The organism is Gordonia sp. (in: high G+C Gram-positive bacteria), assembly GCF_047600385.1.
In the GTDB taxonomy this organism is placed as follows: domain Bacteria; phylum Actinomycetota; class Actinomycetes; order Mycobacteriales; family Mycobacteriaceae; genus Gordonia.
In genome coordinates this window covers 3,715,430-3,740,482 of the sequence record NZ_JASGKZ010000001.1, presented here as the reverse complement: position 1 = coordinate 3,740,482, position 25,053 = coordinate 3,715,430, and the positions used below count along the sequence as shown (strand labels likewise).

The 25,053-nt window shown below is 71.1% G+C and carries 21 protein-coding genes, 1 tRNA gene and 4 pseudogenes; 14 read left to right on the top strand and 12 right to left on the bottom strand.

Translation table 11 applies throughout. From position 1 onward, the window contains the following. Positions 1-43 precede the first annotated feature (43 nt). The 7 genes and pseudogenes from clpS (at position 44) to rdgB (ending at position 5,401) form a co-directional block, all read left to right on the top strand. On the top strand, positions 44-346 hold the full coding sequence (gene clpS / locus QM809_RS16885; RefSeq protein ID WP_415046848.1) for an ATP-dependent Clp protease adapter ClpS: 303 nt from the start codon (positions 44-46) through the stop codon (positions 344-346). Continuing rightward, positions 346-927: a DUF2017 domain-containing protein gene (locus QM809_RS16880; protein WP_415046847.1), complete on the top strand. Its 582-nt coding sequence runs from the start codon at positions 346-348 to the stop codon at positions 925-927. The genes clpS and QM809_RS16880 overlap by 1 nt, the downstream gene beginning before the upstream one ends. Continuing rightward, positions 924-2,021, top strand: a complete 1,098-nt coding sequence (locus QM809_RS16875) for a P1 family peptidase (protein ID WP_415046846.1) — start codon at positions 924-926, stop codon at positions 2,019-2,021. Before QM809_RS16880 ends, QM809_RS16875 begins: the two co-directional genes overlap by 4 nt. A gap of 142 nt (positions 2,022-2,163) precedes the next feature. After that, entirely contained in the window at positions 2,164-2,988 is an 825-nt protein-coding gene (gene murI, locus QM809_RS16870; RefSeq protein WP_415047129.1) for a glutamate racemase, read from the top strand. A 259-nt stretch (positions 2,989-3,247) separates the two neighbouring features. After that, positions 3,248-3,935 (top strand): annotated as a pseudogene (locus QM809_RS16865) (MBL fold metallo-hydrolase). A gap of 37 nt (positions 3,936-3,972) precedes the next feature. Next, the gene (gene rph, locus QM809_RS16860; RefSeq protein ID WP_415046845.1) at positions 3,973-4,731 is read left to right on the top strand and encodes a ribonuclease PH; all 759 of its coding nucleotides are present in this window, start codon (positions 3,973-3,975) and stop codon (positions 4,729-4,731) included. Positions 4,732-4,735: 4 nt separating this feature from the next. Next, positions 4,736-5,401: an RdgB/HAM1 family non-canonical purine NTP pyrophosphatase gene (gene rdgB / locus QM809_RS16855; protein ID WP_415046844.1), complete on the top strand. Its 666-nt coding sequence runs from the start codon at positions 4,736-4,738 to the stop codon at positions 5,399-5,401. Between the two features lie 160 nt (positions 5,402-5,561). On the opposite strand, the gene QM809_RS16850 is transcribed toward rdgB, so the two are convergent. Next, positions 5,562-5,942: a DUF3817 domain-containing protein gene (locus QM809_RS16850; protein ID WP_415046843.1), complete on the bottom strand. Its 381-nt coding sequence runs from the start codon at positions 5,940-5,942 to the stop codon at positions 5,562-5,564. Continuing rightward, positions 5,939-6,391 (bottom strand): transcriptional regulator, encoded by a 453-nt coding sequence (locus QM809_RS16845; RefSeq protein WP_415046842.1) that lies wholly within the window; start codon positions 6,389-6,391, stop codon positions 5,939-5,941. The genes QM809_RS16850 and QM809_RS16845 overlap by 4 nt, the downstream gene beginning before the upstream one ends. Before the next feature lie 101 nt (positions 6,392-6,492). Between QM809_RS16845 and QM809_RS16840 the strand changes: the two genes are divergently transcribed. The 4 genes from QM809_RS16840 to QM809_RS16825 all read left to right on the top strand — a co-directional run bounded on the left by QM809_RS16840 (position 6,493) and on the right by QM809_RS16825 (position 12,008). Then, on the top strand, positions 6,493-9,216 hold the full coding sequence (locus QM809_RS16840) for an ABC transporter ATP-binding protein/permease (protein ID WP_415046841.1): 2,724 nt from the start codon (positions 6,493-6,495) through the stop codon (positions 9,214-9,216). Beyond that, on the top strand, positions 9,213-10,928 hold the full coding sequence (locus QM809_RS16835) for an ABC transporter ATP-binding protein (protein WP_415046840.1): 1,716 nt from the start codon (positions 9,213-9,215) through the stop codon (positions 10,926-10,928). The genes QM809_RS16840 and QM809_RS16835 overlap by 4 nt, the downstream gene beginning before the upstream one ends. A gap of 10 nt (positions 10,929-10,938) precedes the next feature. Continuing rightward, positions 10,939-11,868: a hypothetical protein gene (locus QM809_RS16830; RefSeq protein WP_415046839.1), complete on the top strand. Its 930-nt coding sequence runs from the start codon at positions 10,939-10,941 to the stop codon at positions 11,866-11,868. A gap of 55 nt (positions 11,869-11,923) precedes the next feature. Next, positions 11,924-12,008 (top strand) — tRNA-Leu (locus tag QM809_RS16825). Positions 12,009-12,389: 381 nt separating this feature from the next. On the opposite strand, the gene QM809_RS16820 is transcribed toward QM809_RS16825, so the two are convergent. Together QM809_RS16820 and QM809_RS16815 are read right to left on the bottom strand one after the other, a co-directional pair. Continuing rightward, positions 12,390-12,881 carry a hypothetical protein gene (locus QM809_RS16820; RefSeq protein WP_415046838.1) on the bottom strand — a complete coding sequence of 164 codons (492 nt, stop codon included), beginning with the start codon at positions 12,879-12,881 and terminating at the stop codon, positions 12,390-12,392. 62 nt (positions 12,882-12,943) lie between these two features. Continuing rightward, positions 12,944-13,318, bottom strand: coding sequence for a VOC family protein (locus QM809_RS16815; RefSeq protein WP_415046837.1), 375 nt, complete (start codon positions 13,316-13,318; stop codon positions 12,944-12,946). Positions 13,319-13,474: 156 nt separating this feature from the next. On the opposite strand from QM809_RS16815, the pseudogene QM809_RS16810 reads away from it, so the two are divergent. Continuing rightward, a pseudogene (locus QM809_RS16810) lies at positions 13,475-15,011 on the top strand (methyltransferase). A 112-nt stretch (positions 15,012-15,123) separates the two neighbouring features. Here the strand turns inward: QM809_RS16810 and QM809_RS16805 are convergent. Both QM809_RS16805 and QM809_RS16800 read right to left on the bottom strand, forming a co-directional pair. Continuing rightward, positions 15,124-16,341, bottom strand: a complete 1,218-nt coding sequence (locus QM809_RS16805) for a trans-sulfuration enzyme family protein (RefSeq protein ID WP_415046836.1) — start codon at positions 16,339-16,341, stop codon at positions 15,124-15,126. 142 nt (positions 16,342-16,483) lie between these two features. Further along, a complete protein-coding gene (locus QM809_RS16800; RefSeq protein WP_415046835.1) occupies positions 16,484-18,271 on the bottom strand; it encodes an AMP-dependent synthetase/ligase in 1,788 nt (595 codons plus the stop codon). A gap of 145 nt (positions 18,272-18,416) precedes the next feature. Here QM809_RS16800 and QM809_RS16795 point away from each other — a divergent pair, with 145 nt between their 5' ends. Beyond that, positions 18,417-20,177 (top strand): DEAD/DEAH box helicase, encoded by a 1,761-nt coding sequence (locus tag QM809_RS16795; protein ID WP_415046834.1) that lies wholly within the window; start codon positions 18,417-18,419, stop codon positions 20,175-20,177. Positions 20,178-20,276: 99 nt separating this feature from the next. Here the strand turns inward: QM809_RS16795 and QM809_RS16790 are convergent, their stop codons facing one another. Continuing rightward, positions 20,277-20,870, bottom strand: a complete 594-nt coding sequence (locus QM809_RS16790) for a TetR family transcriptional regulator (protein WP_415046833.1) — start codon at positions 20,868-20,870, stop codon at positions 20,277-20,279. Between the two features lie 104 nt (positions 20,871-20,974). Here QM809_RS16790 and QM809_RS16785 point away from each other — a divergent pair, with 104 nt between their 5' ends. Continuing rightward, positions 20,975-22,024, top strand: a complete 1,050-nt coding sequence (locus tag QM809_RS16785; RefSeq protein ID WP_415046832.1) for an ABC transporter permease — start codon at positions 20,975-20,977, stop codon at positions 22,022-22,024. A gap of 11 nt (positions 22,025-22,035) precedes the next feature. Here QM809_RS16785 and QM809_RS16780 read toward each other — a convergent pair. From QM809_RS16780 to QM809_RS16760, 5 genes and pseudogenes are all read right to left on the bottom strand, one after another. Further along, positions 22,036-22,798: pseudogene (locus QM809_RS16780) on the bottom strand (NAD-dependent protein deacylase). After that, a complete protein-coding gene (locus QM809_RS16775; RefSeq protein WP_415046831.1) occupies positions 22,795-23,004 on the bottom strand; it encodes a hypothetical protein in 210 nt (69 codons plus the stop codon). Before QM809_RS16775 ends, QM809_RS16780 begins: the two are co-directional and overlap by 4 nt. A gap of 195 nt (positions 23,005-23,199) precedes the next feature. After that, positions 23,200-23,616, bottom strand: a complete 417-nt coding sequence (locus QM809_RS16770) for an HIT family protein (RefSeq protein ID WP_415047128.1) — start codon at positions 23,614-23,616, stop codon at positions 23,200-23,202. Positions 23,617-23,757: 141 nt separating this feature from the next. Beyond that, positions 23,758-24,024: pseudogene (locus tag QM809_RS16765) on the bottom strand (DUF4189 domain-containing protein); the annotation flags it as partial. A gap of 85 nt (positions 24,025-24,109) precedes the next feature. Next, positions 24,110-24,904 (bottom strand): LppX_LprAFG lipoprotein, encoded by a 795-nt coding sequence (locus tag QM809_RS16760; protein WP_415046830.1) that lies wholly within the window; start codon positions 24,902-24,904, stop codon positions 24,110-24,112. Positions 24,905-25,053: the final 149 nt, after the last annotated feature.

The window sequence follows — 25,053 nt, the reverse complement described above, 5'->3', positions numbered from 1 at the left end:
GGTCAGCAGCGCGGAACTGGTCACGTTCGCTACCCTAGACCTCATGGCGCTGGAGGAAGCGGCACCCGGGACGAGCACCGGTACGGCAGTGGCCGAACCGGAGGCGGCGATCGAGCGACCCTGGGTCACGATCGTCTGGGACGACCCGGTGAACCTGATGAACTACGTCTCGTACGTCTTCCAGAAGATCTTCGGCTACCCCGAACCCAAGGCTCACGAGCTGATGCTGCAGGTGCACCAGGAGGGCAAGGCCGTCGTCTCGTCGGGAGACCGGTCCAAGGTCGAGAGCGACGTCCGCAAACTGCATGCGGCCGGCCTGTGGGCGACCATGCAGCACGACGAGTGATGCGGACGTGGACCACCCGCGGCGACGGTGACGACCTGCGGATCTGCTCCAATCTGGAGAGCTACGAGTGCCAGCTGCTGGTCTCGCTGGTGGGTTCGACGTCGGAACTGCTCACCGAGCGCGCCGAGTCCGCGCCGTACGATCCGCTGACCGAGCTCACCGGGATCCGCACCGGGCACACCGAGGCGCCCCGGGATCCGACCCTCGGCCGGCTCCTGCCCGACTTCCACCGGCCCGACCAGGACGAGCTCATGGCGGCCGATCCGGTGGCGGCCGACCTCAACGGCGGTCTGCGCAGCCTGAACGAGCCGCGGATCATCGACGCGAAGCTGACCGCGGCCCAGGTGCTCCTCGACACGCTGCCCGACGGCGGCGGAGACGTGGCGCTCACCGCGGCGCAGGCCGACGAATGGCTCACCGCGCTGAACGACGTCCGGCTGGCGCTGGGCGCGATGCTCGGGATCACCGACGACCCCTGCGCCCCGGACCCCGACGACCCGCACGCCGGCCACTACGACGTCTACCAGTGGCTGACGGTGGTGCAGGAACTGCTGGTCGAGGCCCTGATGGGCGGGTATTGAGAGCGCGCGCGGGCGACCGGATCACCGATGTCGCGGGACTCGGCGTCGGACACGCGACCCGGCTCGACGCCGACGTGACCGCGGCCGCCCCCGACGCGCCCGGCCGCGGCTGGGCCACCGGCACCACGGTGGTGACCGTGCCCGACGGCGCGGTGACCGCGGTCGACGTCCGCGGCGGCGGCCCCGGCACCCGGGAGACCGACCTCCTCGATCCGGTGAACACGGTGCGCGGGGCGCACGCGATCGTGCTGTCCGGCGGCAGCGCCTACGGTCTCGCGGCGGCCGACGGCGCGATGCGCGCCCTGGAGGCCGACGGCCGCGGTCTGCCGATGGACCTGCTCGGCCACGTGGTGCCGATCGTGCCCGCCGCGGTGATCTTCGATCTGCCGGTGGGCGCCTGGGAACTGCGCCCGGACGCCGACTTCGGCGCGCGGGCGCTCCGGGCGGCGAGTGACGACTTCGCGATCGGCACCGTCGGCGCCGGGACCGGGGCGCGGGCCGGGGCGCTCAAGGGCGGCGTCGGCACGGCGTCGTCGACGCTGCACGACGGTCCCGCGCGCGGCCTCACCGTGGGCGCGCTGGTCGTCGCCAATCCCGTCGGGTCGGTGATCGATCCGGCGACCGGGCTGCCGTGGGGGCGCGACGACCTCGACCGGCACGGCCTCGGGACGCCTGCGGCGTCCGAGGTGGCCGCGCACGCCGCGCTCGGCGCCAAGGGGACCCCGCTCAACACGACGATCGGGGTGGTGGCCACCGATGCGGCGCTGCCGGTCGCGGCCGCGCGGCGCCTGGCGATGGCCGGGCACGACGGTCTCGCGCGGGCGATCCGGCCCGCGCACTCGCCGCTCGACGGCGACACGCTGTTCGCCGTCGCCACCGGCGGGACGACCGCCGACCCGGACGCGGTCGTGCCGATGCCGCCCGGCATGGACCCGGCCGCCCCCGTGACGGCGGCGCTGAGCGAGGCCGCGGCCGTCGTGGTGCAGCGCGCGGTGGTTTCCGCGGTGCTCGCGGCCACCGGCGTCGCCGGCATCCCGGCCTATCGGGACGTGCTCGGCTCGGCGTTCACGGCCGGTCCGGGAAGCCTGCGATGACCGGGTGCCCGTCGCCCGCGACCGCGCCGGCGGGGCGCCTCTTCGGCGCGCCGGACGGTGGTCTGGCAGCCTGGATGCCTGCCCGAACCGACCGACGCGGCGGTTCCCCGAAACCAGGAGGCTCGCCATCGTCGACGGTGTGATGCATGTGGGAGAACTGATCCCGACCGAGCGGGCGCTGGCCCCGATCGGGATCTTCGACTCCGGCGTCGGCGGCCTGACCGTCGCCCGCGCGATCATCGATCAGCTGCCCGACGAGGACGTGCTGTACATCGGTGACACCGCCAACGGGCCGTACGGTCCGCTGACCATCCCGGAGATCCGGAGACACGCCCTGGCGATCGGCGACGAGCTGATGCGCCGCGGAGTCAAGGCGATCGTCATCGCGTGCAACACCGCGTCGGCGGCGTGCCTGCGCGATGCGCGCGAACGCTATGCGCCGATCCCGGTGATCGAGGTGGTGCTGCCCGCGGTCCGGCGTGCCGTGGTGGCCACCAAGAACCGCCGGATCGGCGTGCTCGGCACCGCGGCCACCGTCGCCTCGCGCGCCTACCAGGACTCGTTCGCCGCCGCCCCCGACCTCGAGGTGACCGCGGTCGCGTGCCCGCGGTTCGTCGACTTCGTCGAACGCGGGATCACCAGCGGCCGCCAGATCCTCGGCCTGGCCGAGGGCTACCTGGAACCGCTGCAGGCCGCGGGCGTGGACACGGTGGTCCTCGGATGCACCCACTATCCGCTGCTCGCGGGCGTGATCCAGCTGGTGATGGGCGACGAGGTGACGCTCGTGTCGAGCGCCGAGGAGACGGCCAAGGACACCTTCCGGATGCTCACCGAATCGGACACCCTGCACCCGCACTCCGGGCGGGAGGCCCAGCGGGTGTTCTCCGCGACGGGCGACCCCGACTCGTTCCGGAAGCTCTCGACGCGCTTCCTGGGGCCGACCGTCGGACACGTCACGCACCTGTAGGACCGGGTGCGGGCGCCCGGCCCGCAATCGCCCGTCGGACCGGGGAGTCTTCCGCGTCGGTCCCGCGCGTGGGCTCCGCGGCGACGTGTCGTCGAATCTGGGACGACTTCGGTCAAGGCCGGGGTTTCGCGTCGGTCGCCGCGAGCGGCGTGGCAGAGTGTTCCCCATGCGGTTGACGGTCCTGGGATGCTCCGGCAGTGTGAACGGTCCCGGAGCACCGTGCTCGGGGTATCTGCTTCAGGCCGACGGACACGATCCGGTGCTGGTGGACTGCGGGCACGGCGTCTTCGGGGAACTCCTCCAGCACGCGAATCCGAACAAGGTCGCGGTGCTGATCTCGCACCTGCACGCCGACCACTGCCTGGATCTCCCTGCGATGCTCGTGTGGCGGCGCTGGGCGCCGGAGAAGGCCACCGAACGGTCGCTGATGTTCGGGCCGCCGGGCACCGCGATCCGGATCGGTTCGGCGTCGTCGGAGTATCCCGGCCAGGTCGACGACATCAGCGACACCTACGAGGTGCACGAATGGGTGGACCGCAACGTCGTGACGGTGCACGGTCTGACGATCGAGCCGTTCAAGGTGTCGCATTCCGCCGGCGACGTTCGGCCTCCGGATCACCGGACCCGACGGCGAGGTGCTGGTCTACAGCGGTGACACCGGCTACGCCGACGTCGTCGTCGACCTGGCGCGGGACAGCGACCTGTTCCTGTGCGAGGCCTCCTGGACGCACGATCCGGAGAACCGTCCGCCGGACATGCATTTGTCGGGTGTGGAGGCCGGCCGGATCGCGACGCGCGCCGCGGTGCGCTCGCTCGCGCTGACCCACGTGGTCCCGTGGACCGACTCCGACGCGATCATGGACGAGGCCCGCGAGGAGTACAAGGGTCCGCTCCAGCTGGTCCACCAGGGCCAGGTGATCGAGGTCCGTCCGCCGTTCCCGGGCTGAGGTCCGGGCGGGACCGGGAACCGATAGAGTCACGGGTGTGACGACACGAGCAGACGGCCGCGCCGACAACGAACTGCGGCCCATCACCTTCACCCGCGGTTTCACCACCAATCCGGCGGGCTCGGTCCTGGTCGGCTTCGGCAACACCCGGGTGCTCTGCACCGCGTCGGTGACCGAGGGCGTGCCGCGCTGGCGCAAGGGCTCCGGCCTGGGCTGGCTCACCGCCGAGTACGCCATGCTGCCGGGCGCCACCCACGAGCGGTCGAGCCGTGAATCGGTCCGCGGCAAGGTCGGCGGCCGCACCCACGAGATCAGCCGCCTGATCGGGCGTTCGCTGCGCGCCTGCATCGACCTGGCCGCCCTCGGCGAGAACACCATCGCCATCGACTGCGACGTCCTCCAGGCCGACGGCGGCACCCGCACCGCGGCCATCACCGGCGCGTACATCGCGCTGGCCGACGCCGTGACCTGGCTCGGCGCCGCGGGCAGGCTCGCCGACCCGCAGCCGCTGAGCTGCATCATCGCCGCGGTGAGCGTCGGCGTGGTCGACGGCCGCGTCCGTCTCGACCTCCCGTACGAGGAGGACTCGCGCGCCGAGGTCGACATGAACGTGGTCGCCACCGACGCGGGCACCTTCGTGGAGATCCAGGGCACCGGCGAGGGCGCCACCTTCCCGCGCGGCACCCTCGACAAGCTGCTCGACGTCGCCGTGGCCGGCATTGACCAGCTGGTCCAGGCGCAGCGCGAGGCGCTGGCCGCGCCGTACCCGGGTGAACTCCCGGGTACGAGCGAGTAGGCCGATGAGTTCGACCGAGGTCGGCGCCGGGCTCGCGGTGGACACCCCGCCCGGCAGGGTCCTCCTCGCCAGCAACAACGCCAAGAAGCTCGCCGAACTGCGGCGGGTGGTGGAGGCCGCCGGGATCACCGGACTGCAGGTCCTCGGGCTGGGCGACGTCGAGGCCTATCCCGAACCGGTGGAGGACGGCGCCACCTTCGAGGAGAACGCGCTGCTCAAGGCGCGCGAAGCCGTCGCGAGGACGGGATTGCCCGCCCTCGCCGACGACTCCGGACTCGCCGTCGACGCTCTCAACGGCATGCCCGGCGTGCTCTCCGCGCGCTGGAGCGGCGGCAAGGGCGACGAGGCCAACAACGACCTCCTGCTGGCGCAGCTCGCCGACGTGCCCGCCGAACGACGCGGCGCGGCGTTCGTCTCGGTCTGCGCGCTGGTGACCCCGGGCGGCGAGGACGCGACGGCGCGCGGCGAGTGGCGGGGACGCATCGTCGTCGAACGTCGGGGAGCGGGCGGTTTCGGGTACGACCCGCTGTTCGTGCCCGACGACGACCTGGCCGCCGGACGCACCTCCGCGGAACTGTCCGCGGCGGAGAAGGACTCGCTGAGCCACCGGGGGAAGGCCCTGGCCAAGCTGGTGCCCGTGCTGCGCTCGCTGGCGGCGCCCGACGCCTGACGGGGGGCTTCGACACACGCTCGGTACGCCGACGGCTGAGCCGGGGCGCGAACGTGGTGAGCGACCCGCGTCGCAGCCTCGCCGTTCCGGAGACGACGAAGGCCCGCCCTCACGGGCGGGCCTTCATCGAGAAGACTGTCGGGTCAGATCCCGAGTCGGGTCAGATCCCGAACCGTGCGCGCACCTCGCGGGTCCGGATGTGCTCGACGTAGAACGACAGGAACGGGATGGTGCCCGCCAGGCAGGTGCCGAGGATCCTGCCCGCGGACCAGCGCACCTTCATGGCGAGGTCGACGGTGAAGATCAGATAGATCACGTACGCCCAGCCGTGCACGATCGGGACCCAGCGCATCCAGTCGGCGTCGTAGTCGAAGCCATACTTGGCGACCATCTCGAACACCAGCACCAGCAGCCACACGCCGGTGACCCAGGCCATCACGCGGTAGCGGAGGAACGCGGTGCGGATCTTGTCGATCGGCGTGGTCACGACCGGTGCGGAGGCGGCCGGGGCGGGCTTGTCGGGGGCGGAGTTCTCGGTCACGAAGGATCCTTCGGAGATGTCTGGGGCGGAGACGTCGGGGACGGGGACGTCTGGGACGGGGCGTCGAGCTCCGCGAGATAGCGGTTGTACTCGGTCAGCGCGGGGTCCGGGGTGTCGTCGGACAGCGCAGCGACGGTGGGATCGGCGGCGGACGGCCGCTCGGGCAGCAGACCCTCGGGGATCTCCTTCGGTCCGTTGCGGGCGCGTTCGGCCTCGACGACGTCCGGGTCCTCCTCCATCACCACGAACCGGCGGTAGGCCCAGAAGATCGCGACCGCGAAGGCGGGCCACTGCAGGGCGTAGCCGAGGTTCTGGGCGGTGCCGGACGCGGATTCGTAGCGGCCCCACTGCCACCAACCGAGGGCGAGGCAGGCGCAGGCGGCCAGTACCACCAACGCGATGAGCGCCGGGCGATGCCGCTGGGGGGCGGGTTCGGGCGTCTGATCCACGTCTTCGACGGTACCCGGCCCGGGCGGGTGAGCTGCACCATGCTCGTTCACCACGGCCAGCCGATAAGCTGAGCCTCATCTAACCTGCGGAGGATTCTCATATGGGTAAGGGCTTTCAGGGTGCACTGATGCGGGCCTTCGGGGCGAAGGACCACATCGCCACGGTGACCGGCACCGAACAGATCACCTCGTCGGTGATCAAGGTGCGTTTCCGCTGTGACGGGCTGGTCTACGAGACGGGTGAGCAGCCCACCGCCTGGGTGCGGGCCTGGTTCCCCGATCCGCAGGGCGGCAGCAAGCTCCACCAGCGCGGCTACACCCTGATGGACGTCGATCCGGCCTCCGGCGACTTCTCGATGTGTTTCGTGACCCACGAACCGGCCGGTCCGGCGTCGTACTGGGCGCGCCGCGCCGAACCGGGCGACGAGATCGTCGTGAACCGGCTCGGCGGCGACGGCTGGCCGCTGGACGATCCCCAGCCGAACGGGTACGTGCTGGTCGGCGACGCCGCGTCGTGGCCCGCGTTCCACTCGATCGTCGCCGAGGCCGACAAGACGGTCCCGATCCGGATGTTCTTCGAGTACGCCCACGACGACGACCGGGACCTCCCGATCCCCGAACACCCGCTGCTGGAGGTGACCTGGGTGCCGACGTCCGACGACGGCCGCGCCCTGGTCGACGCGCTGGGCACCGAGAGCTTCCAGGGGTGGAAGGCGTACGTGGCGGCCGAGTCGACGGCCACCCGCCTGGTGAAGTCGCGGCTGACGCTGCAGGACGGCCAGAACAAGGGCACCATGCACTCGCAGGCCTACTGGATCCGCGGCCGGGCGATGGGCAAGGAGGCCGAGACCTCCGACATCGTCGAGGTGGCGTCGGCCGAGACCGCGGCGGACCCGGCTGCGGCGGACCCGGCTGCGGTGGACACGGCGGGGGCGGACACGGTGGGGGAGCAGCAGGCCGCGCCCGCCGAGTCCGCGCCGGCCGCGGTCCAGGTGGAGAGCCAGAAGGAGATGCTCAAGGCGCAGCGTGAGCGCAACAAGAAGTTCTCGGTGCTGGCTCCGGCGAAGCCCGCGTTCGTGCTGAGCGCGATCATCGCGGTGCTCCTGGCCGGGCTGGCCGTGGTCCCGCTGATCCTGTTCTCGGAACTGGCCGCGCGGTTCGTCGAGGGCGCCGGCCGCGAGGACCTGGTGCGGGTCGGTGTCACCGGCCTCGTCGTGCTGGTGGGCGGGGCGTTCCTCACCTCGGCGCTGATGGTCGGACTGCACGTCTACGACCAGTACTTCGCGACGGCGCTGCGCCGCCGGGTGATGGAGAAGTTCACCCGCCTGCCGCTCGGCTGGTTCCAGGGCCGTCGCCGCTCCGAGGTGCGCAAGCTCGCCCAGGACGACATCGGTGCTCTGCACTATCTGGTCACGCATGCGGTGACCGATCTGGCGACGGCCATCGTGACCCCGCTGGCGATCCTGATCTATCTGTTCACCGTGAACTGGACCTTGGCGCTGGTGCTGTTGCTGCCGGTGATCACCTACCTGGTCACCGTGATCAGGCTGGCCGCCATGGATCGTCCCCGGATGACGCGGATGCTGCGTTGGAACGCGACCCTGCCCGGCGACGCCGAGCGATACATCGCCGGTCAGAGCGTCAGCCGTGTCTTCGGCGACGGCGCCACCGTGGATCTGCCCGGTGAGATGGCCGAGCTGCGCGACTTCATGAAGAACTGGCAGCTGGAGACCATCGGCGCCAAGGCCACCATGATTCAGATGAACCGGCCGATGACGTCGACGGTGCTGATCGCCCTCGGCGGCACCCTGCTGGTCACGGTCGGCTGGATGCCCGCGGTGGCGATCCTGCCGTTCCTGATCCTGGGCACCTCTCTCGGCGACCGCCTGGTCGGCGCCGGTTTCGCGGTCGGCGGTCTCCGCGACGGCATGAACGCCAAATCGAGTCTCGAACTGCTGCTGAGCACGTCGGAGCTGGCGGCGGGCACCGAGCCGGTCCCGGCCGCCACCGGTCCGGCCGCGCTGAGGTTCGACGACGTCTCGTTCGGTTACGTACCGGGCCGGGAGGTCCTGACCGACTTCACCCTCGCACTCCCGCCGGGCGGCACCACCGCCGTCGTCGGGCCGTCGGGTGCGGGCAAGTCGACGGTCGCGGCGCTGGCCGCCAGGCTGTGGGACCCTTCGACGGGCTCAGGGAGCGGAAAGACCGGCTCAGGGAGCGGAAAGACCGGATCAGGGAGCGGGAAGGCCGGGGCGGGGAGCGGGAAGGCGGGGTCGGTGACGCTCGACGGCGTCGACCTGCGCACCCTCGACGAGGCCGCACTGCGGCGCCACGTGGCCGTCGTGCTGCAGGACGTCCAGCTGGTGCACGGCACCGTCGCCGAGAACATCGCGCTCGGTCACCCGGAGGCGACCCGCGAGGAGATCGTGACCGCCGCGCGGACCGCGTTCATCGCGAAAGAGATCGAGGCCCTGCCGGACGGTTACGACACCGTCGTCGACCGCGACAGCATGTCCGGCGGCCAGCGTCAGCGGATCGCGATCGCCCGCGCCCTGCTGGGGGAGCCGCGACTGGTGGTCCTCGACGAGGCGACGGCCGCCGCCGACCCGGACTCGGAGTGGGAGGTCCGCCAAGGTCTCACCACGCTGCTGAAGGGCCGCACGGTCCTGGTGATCGCGCACCGCCTGCACACGGTGGCGCACGCCGACCTGATCGTGGTCCTCGACGAGGGCCGGATCGTCGAACAGGGCACCCGTGACGAGTTGATGAAGCGCGACGGACTGTTCGCCCGCATGCAGAACCAGGCGATGGAGGCCCTCGCATGATCTACCACGACCTCGTCACCGTCACCGGCCCGGAGGCTCGCGGCGAACGGATCCGATTCGTGGCGGCGACCGTCGTCTCGACGGTGCTGCAGGCGGCGTCCGTCATCACGCTGGTGCCTCTGCTGCACGCCCTGTTCGGCGGCCGGCCGTCACAGGCCTGGCCCTGGACGGGGCTGCTGGTCGGGATTCTACTGCTGACCGTCGCCTCCGACCGGGTCGCGATGTTCGCCGGACTGAAGCTCGGCTTCCGGATCATCGACGCCGTCACCGAGGCGGGGCTGGGCGGGATCCGCCGACTGGACCCGGGACGACTGCACTCCGAGCGCGCCTCCACACTGCGCGATCTGGTGTCGGTGTCGGCGCCGGAGTCGATCTCGTCGGTGGTCCTGCTCGGGTCGCCGCTGATCCACGCCGTGCTGCTGACCCCGCTGCTGGCGCTCATGCTGCTGTTCGTGTCGTGGCAGCTGGCCCTGGTGGCGCTGATCGGCGGCATCGCCATGTTCCTCGCGCTGCTCGCCTCGCAGCGGATCGTCGCGAAATCGGAGGCGGCGTTCTCCGAGAACACCCGGGAGCTCGACGACCGGGTCCTCGAATTCGCGTGGGCGCAGCCGACCCTGCGCGGTTCGGGTGCGGGCACCGGCACGGTGAACGACGTCCTGAGCGAATCCCGCAGCCGCGGCCTGCGACTGCTGGCCTGGACGGTGCCCGGCGAGCTGCTGTTCAGCATCGTCCTGCAGTTGACGCTGCTGGCGTTCGGCGTCACGACGGCGTCGCTGTACCTGTCCGAGGCGATCTCCGGGGTCACCGCCGCCGCGATGATCGTGGTGCTGCTGCGGATCGTCGAGGTGGTCGGGTCGCTGTCGCTGCTGGGTCCGGCCGTCGCGAACGGCGCGCGGGTCTTCCGCGAGGTGGCCGTACTGGTCGACGAGGAGAACGCCGCCGCCGTGCCCGCCGCGACCGCGCCGGTCTCCGGCGCCCCGGAGGTCGCCCTGCGCGGTGTGGGCTTCACCTATCCGGACGGCACACGGGCGCTGACCGACGTCGACGCGGTCCTGCCGGCCGGCGGGATCACCGTGATCGTCGGACCGTCCGGGTCGGGCAAGTCGACGTTGCTCGACGTCGTCGCGGGGCTGCGTGAGCCGAGCGACGGCCGGGTGGAGGTCGGCGGCGCGCCGTCGTCGTCCGCCGACCGGCTGGCCGGGACGTCGGTGGTGTTCCAGAGCAATCAGCTGCGCCCGGGCACGCTCAAGGAGAACGTCGTCCCCGGTGCCGCCGACGAGGTCGACGACGCCGTGCTCGCGACGCTGGCCGAACGTGCGCAACTCGGTGAGGTCCTGGCCTCGCTGCCGGCCGGCTGGGATTCGCGGGTCGGGGAGGGCGGCAACGAACTCTCCGGCGGGGAACGCCAGCGGGTCGGCCTGGCCCGTGCGCTCGCCAAACCGTCCGGTCTGCTGCTGGTGGACGAGGCCACCTCGGCGCTCGATGCGATCACCGAGCGCGCCGTCGTGAAGGCGCTGGAGCAGGTCCGCGGCGAACGGACGACGGTGATCGTGACCCACCGTCCGGCTCTGGTGTCCCTGGCCGATCGGGTGATCGTGCTCGATCGAGGGCGGATCGTCGACTCGGGGAAGGCCGACGACCTGCTCGAGCGGGGCGGCGTGTTCGCCGACCTGTGGAAGCGCTGGCGCGAGTCCGAGGGCTGGCAGGTCTGAGGGGCCGTCGATGAGGGTGCTGGTGCTCGGCGCGCGCGGCGCGGTCGGCCGCGCTGTGAGCGACCATCTGAGACGGATGGGGCACACCGTCACCGGAGTGGGCCGTACGATGACGCCTCCGGGGATGCCGCTCGACCTGAGCACCGGTGAGGGGCTGACCGGTCTGCGAGCGGCGGCGGACGAGTACGACGTCGTCGTCAACGCCTCGGGTATCGAAGATCCGGCCCTGGTCGCGTGCACCGGGGAGGTGCCGTTCGTGGAGATCTCCGCCACCGGTGCTTATCTGGAGTCTCTCGCGGTCACCGGCTCCGCGACCACGCTCGTTCTCGGTGCCGGTCTGGCACCCGGCGCCACGACGATCCTCGCCGCCGCGCTTCCCGCCGTCCCCGGTGACGACGTCGACGTCGCGATTTCGCTCGGCTCCGGCGAGACCCACGGGAACGCCGCGGTGGAATGGACCGCGGGGCTCGTCGGCCGCACGATCCACCGGCCGCCGGAAGCCGAGCCGGTACCGAACCTGCATGAGACCCGCCGGTTCCGCACCGAAGCCGGAATCAGGACCCACCTGCGCGCCGACTTCCCCGATCACGTCCTCATCGGCGTTCCTCGCGGCGTCGCGGTGCGCAGCTACCTCGCCGTCAGCAGCCGTCTCGCCACCGCCGCGCTCGCGGTCGCCGGGCGTCTCCCCGTCCTGGCACCGCTGATCAGCCGCGCTCCGCACTGGGGAGACCGGTGCTGGGAGGTGAGTGCGACCCACCGCCGCACCGGGCGACGTCTCAGTGCGCGCGGAGTCGGGCAGTCGCACGCCACCGCGCTGCTCACCGCTCATGCCGCCGTCGCCGCGGCGACGGCGCCTCGTCGCGGGCCTGTCCCCATGTCCGAGCTGGTCACCGTGGCCGAACTGCGGGAGATGGACGGCATCGAGTTCGGCGAGTCCTGACCGGTGGGCACATCCGGCGGGCGGGAGACGGCACCGGGTATCGTGTGACCCGCACGCGCGAGTGGCGGAATCGGCAGACGCGCTGGATTTAGGTTCCAGTGTCTACGGACGTGGGGGTTCAAGTCCCCCCTCGCGCACCACAGCGGACCGAGCGACCGCCGAACACCGGCCGTCCGAGGTCCGCCGAGGGAATTCCGCGGTCGAGCTCTTTCGGCGGGCGAGCCTCCTCGCTGGCCGAGCGGAGCCCTCTCGGTGATCAAGCGGAGCCTTCTCGGTGATCAAGCGGAGCCTTCTCGGTGATCGAGCGGAGTCGAGATCCGGCGATGATCGGGCAGTGGTCTCGACTTCGCTCGACCAGCGAGAAGAAGAGCTCGACCAGCGAGAAGAAGAGCTCGACCAGCGAGAAGAACCGTCTGACCGGCGAGAAGAACTGCTCGACTGGCGAGAAGAACCGTCTGATCGGGGAGATGGAACTACCTGGCCGGCGAGAAGAACCGCTCGATCAAGACTCGTCCGGTCCGCTACGGACCCCGGTGGATCACCAGGATCGCCGCCGCGGCGCCGTCGACCGGCGTCAGCCGATGTTCGACGCTCCCGTCCCACGTGCAGGACTCGCCGCCGGACAGCACCGGACCGTCAACGGTCACCGGATCGCCGTCGACCCGCATCCGGCCCCGCGTGACCAGCACCTGCGCCGTCGACGACGCGGTGACGCTGCAGACGTACGACAGGTCCGGCGTCAACTCCACCGCGCGGACCTCGGTGGTGACGCCGTCGCGGGTCCGGGAGTCGAGCAGACGCGACGGGGTGCCGGGGCGGCGTCCCGCGATCCGGCCGGTCATCGTCCGGGTGAGATCGCGGGCGCGGGTGGCCAGGGAAGGACGTGCGGTCTCCCGAGCCGACGAGGAGTTCTTGGCATCGTCGCCGGCGATGGCGCTCACCGAGAGGTTGCGGGCCTGCCCGGCCTCGCGGAGTCGTTCACCGATGAGTCCGCTGATCTCTGGCTCTTCCACGACCGTCAGAATAGGCCGATTTCCGGCGCCCGGCCGGATGCGAACCGGTCGGTGGAGCCGTGTCACAGGTACGGGCGGGTGATCAACTCCAGATAGTGCCCGGACGGGTCAAGGAGATACACCCCGCGGCCGTCGTGCTCGCGGTTGATCTCCCCGGGTCGGGTGCGCTGCGGGTCGGCCCAGTGCTCCCGGCCCGCCGCGGCGATCGCGGCGTAGGCGCGGTCGAAGTGGTCGTCGTCGAGTAGGAACGCGTAGTGCTGCGGCGGGAACTCGAACGGCGGCGCCGCGAACTGCAGCAGGACGCCGTCGGCGAGGCCGATGTTGACGAACGGGCCCCACGACGGGAGTTCGTCGGCCTCCAGGAGGTCGCGGTAGAACGCGGCGGTCTCGGCGGCGTCGAGCGCGGCGATGATGGTGTGGTTGAAACGGGAGGACACGGTTCTCCTTCGTCGGTCTGTGGCTGGTGTGGGCACAGAGGACGAGGGAGGAGCGCGGATCAGGCGCCGACCAGGTCGCCGATCCGGGAGCGGCCCGCGCGGGCCCGACTGGTCATCACGGGAGCCAGCCTACTCCCGGCCGGTAACCTCGTGCCGGTGAACGCTCTGCCTGCCGACCTCGTGCCGCTGTCCGATCCCACCGTCGTCGACGCCCTCGGCGCCGTGCTCCGCGAGCGCGACTACTCCTCGGACGGGATCGCCGGCCTGCTGGGCGAGCAGGCGGCCGACGCGCTGGTCGGCGGTACCTGGTGGCCGGCGCTGCGGGCGACGAGCCGGGTCGACGACGCGCAGCGGCCCCTGGCCACGCTGATCCGGCTCTTCCTGCTCGGCACCGTCGAACCGGAGGAGGCCGTCGCCGAGGCGTTCGCGCCGCTGACCGTCGACGTCCTGGCCGGGGAGGGCGTCCTGCGGTCCGCGGACGACGGCTGGCGGGCCGCGCTCGACGTCCGGCCGCACGCCTCCGACGAGCGCGACCACCTCGTGGTCTCCGACCAGGACGCGCTGCTGCGGGCGGCGCCCCTCGCCCACGACCACGTGCTCGGCATCGGCGGCGCCTCGATCTCGCTGGCCCGGGCGGTGATCCGCACCCCGTTCCGGCGCGCCCTCGACCTCGGCACCGGCTGCGGCATCCAGGCGCTGCACATGGACGCGCACTGCGATCAGGTCGTGGCGACCGACACCAACGCCCGCGCGCTGGCCCTGGCCGCGGTCACCGCACGACTCAACGGCATGACGTGGGACCTGCGGGAGGGCAGCCTCTTCGCGCCCGTCGCGGGGGAGCGTTTCGACCTGATCGTCGCCAATCCGCCGTTCGTCGTCGGCACCGGCTCCCAGGACTACGTCTACCGGGACTCCGGGGTGGCGGGCGACGGGATCAGCAGGCAGCTGATCGAGCAGGTCGCCGAGCATTCTGGAACCCGGCGGCATCGCCCAGTTGCTGGCGAACTGGATCGTGCACGACGAGGACGACTGGCAGGCCCGCATCGGCGAGTGGGTGCGCGGCACCGGACTCGACGCGTGGGTGGTGCAGCGTGAGCTCGCCGATCCGATCGGCTACATCTCGCTGTGGATCGCCGACGCCGGGGAGACCCCGGAGGGGGCGGCGCAGCGCGGCGCGCAGTGGCTCGACTGGTTCGAGCGCGAGGGGATCGTCGGAATCGGCATGGGTCTGGTGACGCTGCGCAAGCCGCACACTGCGACGGACTCGGCGAGCGGTAGGGAGCCGGACGTGGTGATCGAGGAGATCACCGGGGCCGGGCAGGAGGTCACCGGCTTCGAGGCGCAGGCGTGGTGGGCCCGCCGCGACTTCCTGCGCGACACGTCCGACGACGCACTGCTCGCCGCCGCCCTGAGCACCTCGCCGGTGTTCCTCGAATCGCAGCGTCTCCCTGGGGAAGAAGGCTGGCAGGAGGTCTCGGCGGCGGTGACGCGACCCGGCGGCCCCGGCGCGGTGCTGCCGGTGGACGAGGTGATGACGGCGCTGCTCGCGGGATGCCGCGGCGAGGTCCCGCTCGGGACGCTCGTCGAGCTGCTGGCCGGATTCCACGGCGTCGACGCCGACGCGCTCGCCGAGGCGGCGCTGCCGGCGGTGCGGGAGGCGATCGGGCGGGGGATCCTCTACGTCGCGGAGTAGCGGCGCGGAGACCCTTCGACGCGCAGGCTCGTTCCCCGGTCGCGGCTCAGGGATCGGTGGGGGTGCCTCCTGACCTGCGGGGAGGTCCGTTCGTTCGACGCGGGCGACCGGTCTAACGGGGCAGCACCGCGTCCAGGGCCGCGGTCAGATCCGCCTGCAGATCCTCGACGTCCTCCAGACCCACCGAGAACCGCAGGTGACCGTACTTCCGGAAACCCTCCGGATACGCCGCCACCCGCGGGCCGGACGTGCCGACGTGCACGATCAGCGACTCGTCGTGCCCGACGGACACCGCCGAGGTGATCACCCTCAGCTCGGCCACGAACCGGTTCTGCAGGTCCGGGTCGCCGTCGAGCGCGAAGGCCATGATCCCGCCGAAGCCGCGTCCGCCGAGCAGGCGGGCGGCGACGTCGTGCTGGGGGTGGCTCGCCAGCCCCGGATACGCCACGTAGGCCACCCGCGGATCGGCCTCCAGGAACTCCGCGAGCCGCGCGGCGGAGGCCTGGTGCCGATCCAGCCGGAGGGGGAGGGTCACCGAACCGCGCTGGATGAGCCACGCGTTGAACGGCGAGATGACGCCCCCGACGTCGACCATCGCCTCCGCGCGGATCGGCGCGACCAGATCGGCCCGCCCGATCACCGCGCCGCCCATGGCGTCGCCGTGGCCGTTGATGTACTTGGTCAGCGAGTGCACGACGAGGTCGGCGCCGTCGTCGAGCGGCCGGTACAGCGGCGGCGGGGTGAACGTGGAGTCGACCATCAGCAGCACGCCGCGGCGGTGGGCCAGTTCCGCGAGCGCCGGGACGTCGGCGACCTCGGTGGTCGGATTGGCGATCACCTCGGCGGCGATCAGCCGGGTGTTCGGCCGGATCGCGGCGGCCACCGCATCGAGGTCGGTGATGTCGACGAAGGTGGCCTCGATCCCGTATTTGCGCGGCAGCAGCGTCGTCCACAGCTTGTACGTCGCCTCGTAGGTGGCATCCGAGACGACGACGTGGTCGCCGGCGCTCACGTGGGTGAAGAACACCGCGTGCAGCGCCGCGACGCCGGAGGCGAGCACCAGGGCGTCCTCGCCGTGCTCCAGCGCCGCGAGCTTGTGCTGCAGGGCGATCTGGTTCAGGCCGGTGTTGCGCGTGTAGATCACGTGCTCGGGACTGGACCAGTCGAGCGTCGCCGGATCGGGCGGCAGATGGTACGAGTTCGCCATCGTGATCGGCACCCGGATGGGGTCGCCCTCGCCGGCCGGACCGATCGCGTTGCCGCCGTGCACGCTCAGCGAGGCCTCGCCGAGGGTCTGCGGGTCGCGGCGGTCCGGTCGTGCTGTGCTCATCTCGTGCCAACCCTTCTCCTGTGGCGACGGTCCGGGCGGACCGGGTCCGGCATCCACTGTAGGAGCAGCGTGAACGACGACGACGCGCCGCCTCGAAAGAGAGACGGCGCGTCGTCGGTGAGAAGACCCGGAGGTCAGCCGATCACGAGTACAGGTTCGCGATCGCCTGCTTGTACGTGTCGTGGATCACGTTCCGCTTGAGCTTCATCGTCGGGGTGAGCTCTCCGGTGTCGATGGTGAAGTCCGTCGCCAGGACGTCGAACTTCTTGATCTGCTCGGCGGCCGAGACCTTCGCGTTGGCGGCCTTGACGGCCTCCTCGAACTCCGCGCGCAGCTCGGGGTTCTCGGCGAGCTGCTCGATGGTGGTGTCCGCGGGCAGGCCGTTGCGCTCGATCCAGCCGGGGGCGGCCTCGGGATCGATGGTGATCAGCGCGCCGATGAACGGCTTCTGGTCGCCGACGACGAGGCACTGGCTCACCATCGGGTGTGCCCGGATGGTGTCCTCGAGCTGCGCGGGGGAGACGTTCTTGCCGCCCGCGGTGACGATCAGCTCCTTCTTGCGGCCGGTGATGAACAGGAAGCCGTCGTCCAGCTTGCCGATGTCGCCGGTGTGGAACCAGCCGTCGCGGATCGAGTCGGCGGTGGCCTGCTCGTTCTGCCAGTAACCGTTGAAGACGACCGGGCCCTTGAGTAGCACCTCGCCGTCCTCGTCGATGCCGACGGTGACACCGGGGACCGGGCGGCCGACCGAACCGATCTTGGTGTGGTTCTCGTTGTTCGCGGTGACCGCGGCGGTGGTCTCGGTGAGGCCGTAGCCCTCGTAGATCGGGATGCCGACGCCGCGGAAGAAGTGGCCCAGCCGGGCGCCGAGCGGGGCGCCGCCGGAGACCGCGGCCTCGCACCGGCCGCCGAGCGCGTCGCGCAGCTTGCCGTAGACCAGCTTGTCGAAGACGGCGTGCTTGGCCTTCAGCGCGAAGCCCGCGCCGCCTTCGTCGAGCGCCTTGCTGTAGGCGATCGCGGTCTCGCTCGCCTTGTCGAAGATGCCGCCCTTGCCGCCGTCGACCGCCTTCTGGCGGGCCGAGTTGTAGACCTTCTCGAAGACGCGGGGCACCGAGAGGACGTAGTTCGGCTGGAAGACGCCGAGGTTGGCGACCAGGTTCGGGATGTCGCTGGTGTGGCCCAGGACCACGCCGTTCTCCATGCATCCGACGGCCACGACGCGGGCGAAGATGTGTGCCAGCGGGAGGAACAGCAGCGTGCTCTTGCCCTCTTCGAGGCCGCTGGCGACCGCGGTCTTGACCGCTTCGGTCTCGGCCAGGAAGTTGGCGTGGGTCAGCACGACGCCCTTGGGGCGGCCGGTGGTGCCCGAGGTGTAGATGAGGGTGGCGGCGTCGGACGACCGTGCGCCGGCCTCCCGCTCGTCGAGCGCGGAGTCGGGCACGTCGGCGCCGCGCTTGCGCAGCTCGGCGACGGCGCCGTCGTCGATCACCAGGGTCTCGGCGAGCGACTCGGCGGCCGTGATCACGGCGTCGTGCTTGGCCTTGTGACCGGCGTTCTCCAGGATCAGGAGCTTGGTCCCCGAGTCGTTCAGGATCCAGTCGACCTGGTCGGGAGCGGAGGTCTCGTAGATCGCGACGGTGGTCGCGCCGGTGCGCCAGATCGCGTAGTCGATCAGGCTCCACTCGTAGCGGGTCGCCGAGAGCAGGCCGACCCGGTCGCCCGCGCCGATGCCGGAGGCGATGAGCCCCTTGGCGACGGCGTCCACCTCTTCGGCGAACTGACGCGCAGTGACGGTGAGCCAGTGCCCCGAATCGCCCTGACGCTTGAAGACCGGCAGCGTCGGACGGTCCCGGCGCAGGGTCTGGATGCGGGTGACGGTGGTGACGTCGTCATCGATGGTCAGCGTGGAGGGAGTGGTGAACTCCTGCATACGGGCAATCCCCTCGGATCGTGGTGAGTGCTTCGGTTCCGGACGAACCTCGTGAATCGATACCCTACCAGCGAGTCAAGTGGTACGTGTCACAGGCTTTCTTCGGGGTAGCATGGGAGACGATGATCAAGCTTTACGGGTGCGCATGACTAGCACCGACAATTCCAGTTCAACCACTGACACCGTGACGTTCGACGGCTTCGGCATCGACGAGCGTGTCCGCGCCGCCCTCGACGAGGTCGGCTACGAGTCCCCGTCGCCCATCCAGGCGGCGACCATTCCACCACTGATGGCGGGCCGCGACGTCGTCGGTCTGGCACAGACCGGCACCGGTAAGACCGCGGCCTTCGCGATCCCGATCCTGTCCCGGCTCGACACGGCCGCCCGCAAGCCGCAGGCCCTGGTGCTGGCTCCGACCCGTGAGCTCGCACTGCAGGTGTCCGAGGCCTTCGGGCGCTACTCCTCGAAGATGCCCGAGGTGAAGGTGCTGCCGATCTACGGCGGCCAGAGCTACGGCATCCAGCTCTCCGGACTGCGCCGCGGCGCGCAGGTGATCGTCGGCACGCCCGGCCGGGTGATCGACCACCTCGACAAGGGCACCCTCGACCTGTCCGAGCTGCAGTTCCTGGTGCTCGACGAGGCCGACGAGATGCTGTCGATGGGCTTCGCCGAGGACATCGAGCGGATCCTCGCCGACACCCCCGACGACAAGCAGGTGGCGCTCTTCTCGGCCACCATGCCGCCGACTATCGGTCGGCTGGCGCGCAAGTACCTGAACGACCCGCAGGAGGTGAAGGTCAAGTCGCAGACCTCCACGGCGTCGAACATCACGCAGCGGTACCTGCAGGTCTCGCACCAGCGCAAACTCGATGCGCTGACCCGCGTCCTCGAGGTCGAGGACTTCGACGGGATGATCGTCTTCGTCCGGACCAAGTCCGCGACCGAGGAACTGGCCGAGAAGCTGCGGGCGCGCGGCCTGTCCGCGGCGGCGATCAACGGCGACATGGTGCAGGCGCAGCGCGAACGCACCATCAACCAGCTCAAGGACGGCACCCTCGACATCCTGGTCGCCACCGACGTGGCGGCCCGCGGGCTCGACGTCGACCGGATCTCGCACGTCGTCAACTACGACATCCCGCACGACACCGAGTCGTACGTGCACCGCATCGGCCGGACCGGCCGGGCCGGACGGTCGGGCACCGCGCTGCTGTTCGTCTCGCCCCGCGAGCGTCATCTGCTGCGGGCGATCGAGCGGGCGACGCGTCAGGAGCTCACCGAGATCGACCTCCCGTCGGTGGAGGACGTGAACGCCCAGCGGGTGATCAAGTTCGGCGAGTCGATCACCCACAACCTCGAGTCCGACCACCTGGACATGTTCCGCGGTCTCATCGAGACCTACGCCCGGGAGAACGACGTCGCGATGGCCGACATCGCGGCGGCGCTCGCGCTGGAGACCCGCGACGGCGGATTCCTGATGACTCCGGATCCGCCCGCCGGTCAGCGACGCGACCGGGATCGGGATCGGGACGATCGTCGTGAGCGCACGCCCAAGAACGGCGGACGGTTCGCGACCTACCGCATCGCGGTCGGTCGCAGGCACAAGGTGTCGCCGGGAGCGATCGTCGGCGCCATCGCCAACGAGGGCGGCCTGACCCGCGCCGACTTCGGCAACATCAGCATCCGCGACGACTTCTCGCTGGTGGAGCTGCCCGAGGACCTCGACGACGAGACCCTCGCCATGCTCAAGCACACGCGCATCGGTAAGAACCCGATCGACATCAGCCGCGACCAGGGACCTCCCGGCCAGCGCGGCGGGCGTCGGAGCGGCGGCTACCAGGGCAAGGGCGGCAAGAAGGACCACTGGGGCAAGCGGCCCCCGCGCGTCGCCGGCCGCGGACGCGGCTGACCGCGTTCGGCAACCGAACACAGACGACGACCGATCGGCGCTCCGCCGGTCGGTCGTCGTCTGTGTTCGCGGTGACGGGGCCTCGTCGAAGCCTTCCGGTCAGTCGGCGTCGATCACGGCCTGGATGCGCGGGCCGTACGCCGCGATGAGGTCGGCGGTCGACGGTGCGGTGAAGACGGGCGCGCCGACGAGGTAGCGCATGGTCGCGACGCCGAACATCATCGACGACACGGCGCGCGCGGTGTCCTCGCCGACGCCGACCCGCTCGGTCACCATGGGCATGATCGACTGCGACACGAACTCGCCGAAGGCGTGCGCGGTGGGCTCGTCGGTGACCGCGGTCCGCAGGAACGCCTGGAGCGCCGGACCGGAACCGGGGTCGTCCCAGGCGGTCAGGAAGGTCTCGGCCAGGCGTGCGCCCAGCGTCTCGCGCGGGCCGTCGGCGGCTTCGGCGATGCGTACCGCCGGATCGATCGGCATCTCCATGGCCGCGACGAACAGGCCGCGCTTGTTGGTGAAGTAATAGGGGATCAAGGCGACGTCGACGTCGGCGCGGGTCGCGACGGCGCGCATCGTCGTCTTGCCGAATCCGCCGGAGGCGAAGAGTTCGCGGGCCGCGGCCAGGATGTCGTCGCGGGTGTTGCCGTCACCGGTGCGCCGTCCGGTACGGACCGGTTCGTCCTGTTTGCTCACCCGTCCACCGTATCGCATTTCAACAATTGTTGACTTCGATGCCCGTCCGCGCCTACGGTGTCATTCAACAAATGTTGAAACATCGGCGTCGAAACGAGGAAGTCATGTCCGAAGCCCTGTCCACCGTCCCCGTGCGGAAGGTCGCCGCGGTGATCGCCGGGATCGCGATCGCGATCCCGCTGATCTTGCTGATGTTCATCGGCCCCGCCTCCCGCGGCGCGCCGCACGATCTGCCCCTCGGCATCGCCGGACCCGCCCCCGCCGTCGCGCAGGTGGAGAAGGCGCTCGACGAGCGGCAGCCCGGAGCGTTCGACGTCCAGCGGTACGACACCCGCGCCGACCTGGAGCGGGCGACCGCCGACCGCGAGGTCTACGGGGGACTGGTCGTGGGACCGGAGTCGGCCACGGTGATCGCGACCGGGGCGAGCCCCGCGGTCGCCGGGACGCTGACCCAGATCGGCGCGCAGATCGCCGCCCAGGCCGCGGCTCGGCAAGCCCCCGCCGCACCCGGAGCCGCCCCGGCTCCGGCGGCCGCGCCGACCGTGATCGACGTCGCCCCGCCGTCGGACTCCGATCCGCGCGGAGCAGGCTTCGGTTCGGTGGTGATGCCGCTGTTCATGGCCGGCGCCGCACTGGGCATCGCGCTGACCATGCTGCTGCGTCGTGCCAAGTGGATCGCCGTCGCGGTGCCCGTCGCCGCCGCCGTGGTGGCCGCGACCTGCGTGGGCGCCGCCATGGCGGTGGGCGTGCTCTCCGGCGGATTCTGGCCGCAGTGGTTCGCCATGTTCGCCGGGATCGCGGCGATCGGCGCGGTGATCGCCGGCCTGGTGTCACTGGTCGGCATGGCCGGCATGGGGATCGCGGCGCTGCTGTTCATGCTGATCGGCATGCCGCTCGCCGGAATCGCGGCTCCGCCGGAGTACCTCCCGGGAGTGTGGGGACACCTCGGCCAGTGGCTGCCGCTGGGCGCGGGCGGCACCGCCCTGCGCGGCGCGGCGTTCTTCGCCGACGGCCGGTTCCTGGGCGCGGGCACCGGGATGGCGTTCGCCGCCCTGGCGATGTGGATCGTGATCGGTTACGCGCTTCTGGGCGCGTCGATCCTCAAGCGCCGGAAGCTGGCGGGCGAGGTGCTCGGGGAGCCGGCCGCGGGCTGAGTCCGGGCGGGTCAGTCGACCAGGGCGGGGAGGCCCCGGGCGGCGGTGACGGGCAGGCGCAGGGTGACCCCGCCGAGCGCCGACGGCTCCGGATTCACCTCGATCACGGTGACGCCCCGGGCCGCCGCGGTCTCGGGCAGCGCGGCGGCCGGATGGACCACCCCGCTGGTCCCGACGACGATCACCAGGTCCGACATCGCGAACGCGAGTTCCGCGTCGGCCCAGGCGTCGGCGGGCAGCTGCTCGCCGAACCAGACCACGCCGGGCCGGATCGCCCCCTCGCATCGCGAACACGATCGAAGGTCGGGATCCACGGCGGCGTCGGCCGGAGCCGAGATGCCGCAGGTGTCGCAGCGCGGTGAGAACAGGCTGCCGTGCAGGTGGACCGCCGGCCCCGACAGGGTGCGTTCGTGCAGGTCGTCGACGTTCTGAGTCACCACCGACACCATTGCGCCGTGTGCGCGTTTGCGCTGTGCGAGCCGCGCGATCGCGTGATGTCCCTCGTTCGGTTCGACGGACCGGGCACCCGAGGCGCGGTCGGCGTACCACGACCACACCAGAGATCGGTCCCGCTCCCAGGCCTCCGGCGTCGCGAGTCGCGCCGGGTCGAAGCGGGCCCAGAATGCCGGTCAGCGCGTCGCGGAACGTGGGCACGCCGCTCTCGGCGGACATGCCCGCACCGGTGAAGACGACGATGCGATCCGCCCGCCGCACCGCGGCGCGAGCGGTCGCGAGGTCGTCGGGGGCGATGCCGTCGAGGGAGCGGGCGGTCATCCGACCTTCCGATACTTCTTGTGCATGGCCTGTTTGGAGACGCCGAGCAGCAGGCCGATCTCGGCCCAGGAGAGTCCGGCGATCCGGGCGCGGCGGACCGCGGCCTCCTCCTGGCGGGAGAGGTCGCGGCGGAGCGCGGCGATCCGGGTCAGTTGCTCGATCGGGGTCTCGTCGGCGTCGTCGGGCTGATCGTAAGCGGTCTTCATGATCTCCTCCGCGTGGCTTCTCCGGATCCTCCGGTCTCTTCCAGGGTGCGCCTCGATCGGCATGTCGTCAACCTGGGTTGACGGTTGGTCTCGACTCCGCTCGACCAGCGAGGAGAGGTTTGACCGGCGAGGAGTCGTTCGGCGGTCGAGGATCCTCTCGCTGGTCGAGCGGAGTCGAGACCGGGAGGCGGGGGATCAGTGGGGCAGTTCGGTGCGCAACGCCTCGGCGATCGCATCGGGATCGCCCGCACGGCGGGTGATCAGGCCTTTCGCGAAGCGGAGCTTGTCGCCGGAGTGGCGCGGCACCACGTGCAGGTGCGCGTGGAAGACGGTCTGGAAGGCGGCCTTCCCGTCGTTCAGGGCGAGGTTCACTCCGTCGGCGTCGAGCGTGGTCTTCATCGCGGCGGCCACCCGCTGGCCGGCCTGGAACATCCGGGCCCCGGTCTCCGGCGGCAGATCCGCCAGTCCGACGGCGTGCTCGCGCGGGATCAGCAGCGTGTGGCCCGCGGTGATCGGGCGGATGTCGAGGAAGCCGAGGAGGTGCTCGTCGCGGTACACGACCCGGGCGGGGGCGGCACCGGTGACGATGGCGCAGAAGATGCAGTCGCTCATACTCCGACAGCCTGTCGAATGCCCGAGGCGCCCTCCCGGGGAGGAGGGTGCCGCGGGCGGTCGGGCATCGGTCAGCTCGAAGTGGCCGGAGGTGCAGAGCCAGTCGTGGACGTGTCCGCCGTCGGCGTAGTACAGCGCGATGCTCTGTGCGGTGCTCAGCCGTGACGACCGGCCGTACCCCCAGTAGCGGGTGCCCTTCGCGATGGCGCCGCAGCCGTTGACCATCGCGACCACCACGCGGCAGTCGTCGTAGCCGCAGGTGCTGAGCGCGGCGCTGCGGGCGGCGGAGGAGTCCGGGTAGTCCCAGGCTCGGCCGGTGGCTCCGGACGACGGCGAGAGCGCGAGCGCGCCGTAGTAGTCGACGGCGTGGGCGGGGGCCGGTGCGGCGACGTTCGCGATGCCGAGCATCGCGCCGGCGCTCAGGACTGCGAGTCCGGCGCCGACGAGACGGGTGCGGATGTTCATGGCGATCTCCTGAATCTTTCGTGCGGACTCAGCCTGCGGCGGGTTCGCGGGTGGGTTCTCCGGACGCCGGCGGGCTCGGCGGTGCGACGGTCGGCGTCTGCACGCCGCGGGGTCTGGTCACCTCGGTCCCGACGTTCCAGTTCGAGACGTCGATCGTCATCGTCGTGCCGGTCGCCGGTTCGACGACGACGCGCGCCACCTGGTGCTCGGCGGTGATCCAGACGGTGGTGCCGAGCGGGGTGGTCGCCTTCGCGGCCTCCTCGCCGGTCGCGCCGGTCAGCGCGGCGACCGTCTTGGCGGGCACGGTGCCGGTCACCTTGGTGGCCCGGGCTCCGTTCACGTCCTCGGTGCCGTCGGTCTTCGCGCCCTCCAGACCGCGCAGGATGCCGGGGACGCCCGCCTTCGCGTCGAGGACCCGGGAGACGTCGTAGATCGATCGGCCGTCGCCGTAGTCGATCCAGCCGCCGCCGTCGACGTTCGCGTAGAAGGCGCCGTCGAGGTAGACGAACGGGGCCGTGACCTTCTTGCCGCCCATGTCGAGGGTCGCGGTGCCCTTGCCGGAGACGGTGGGCCTGGTGTTGACCTCGGCGGCGACGGCGGTGGCGTTGAGGCTCTGGACGGTGCCGCTGACGGCGATCTCGAGCGTGGCGCCGGTCAGGGCCTCGGTGGCCTCGGCGGCCTTGTTCAGCAGTTCGGCGGCCGCGGGATCGGAGGCGGCCGGGGCGGGGTCGGAGTCCGGATCGCCGCCGCAGGCGGTCAGTGTCAGGGCGGCGGCCGCGCCGAGGGCCAGCACGGCTCCGCGGATGCGTCGGTGTCGTTTCATGCGATGTCTCCTTCTCGCTGGGTGGGGAGAAGTTAACAACGCACCGGGTCCCGAAATCATGCTTCCGGGGGAATCTGAGTGTTTCTACCCAAGCGCGGCAGAGTAGTCAGATAACGATTCAGTAACGATTTAAGTCGGCGCTGCGGTGC